The organism is Massilia agilis (genome assembly GCF_024756255.1).
Taxonomy (GTDB): domain Bacteria; phylum Pseudomonadota; class Gammaproteobacteria; order Burkholderiales; family Burkholderiaceae_D; genus Telluria; species Telluria agilis.
Genome location: NZ_JANUHB010000020.1, coordinates 1 through 887 on the forward strand (window position 1 = coordinate 1; position 887 = coordinate 887).

The window sequence follows — 887 nt, forward strand, 5'->3', positions numbered from 1 at the left end:
TTAGACGCAGAGCTCGCCTGGTCATACACCTTGTAGGTAAAGGTGGTGTACGGATCGCCGTTGGCATCGGCGACCGGCACAAAGCGCAGGTGGCCAAGATTGATCTCCGCCGTGGTCACGCTGGCGCTGGCGCCAACGTCCTGCCATGCGCCACTGACGAATGCCTGCAGCTTGCCGGCCCTTGGCGCGGCCGAGATGCTGACCTTGGTCATCGCATCGCCGGTGTTGAAGTCGCTGAAGTTGAAGTCCGACGCGCTGAAGACGTAGTTGGTGTCCTCGGCCGTGGTAACCGCGCCACCAGTGCTGGTAGGGGCCACGTTAGCCGAGGTGATGGTCACTGCAACCGCCTTCGCATCCGTCAGGGAGCCATCCGAAACCGACACACTGAAGCTGTCGCTCTGATCGCTGCCGTAGCTGTTGGCCGTGTAGCTCACCTTGCCGTCGATGACGTCCTGCTGCGTGAACGAGGTCGCGGCCGTGCCGTTGACCTTGATGGTGCCCTTGCCCGGCGCGCTGGTGACGGTATAGGTCAGGCTGCCGTTGCCGGTATCGACATCGGTCGCGTTCAGGTAGCTCGTGCTAAGCGTAATAGTCGCACCCTGGCTCACGGTGACGGGCGAAACCGCCAGCACCGGTGCATCGTTCACCGGATTGACCGTGATGCTGACGTTGTAGGTATTGCTGCCCGAGCCGTCGCTGACGGTGTAAGTGAAGGCGTCCGGGCCGTTGTAATTCGCTGCGGGCGTGTACTCGTAGCTGCCGTTCGCATTCAAGACCAGCGTGCCGTGCGTCGGGCCGGTGCCCACGGCGTAGGTGATCGCGTCGTGCTCGACATCGGTCGCTGCTGGCAGGTTGCCGGTCGCCTTGGTGTCTTCGTTGGTCGTGAT

The 887-nt window shown here is 62.7% G+C and carries 1 protein-coding gene; it reads right to left on the minus strand.

The features are described from left to right. A partial coding sequence (locus tag NX774_RS23280) for a cadherin-like domain-containing protein (protein WP_258824681.1) occupies window positions 1-887 on the minus strand: 887 nt, incomplete at both ends.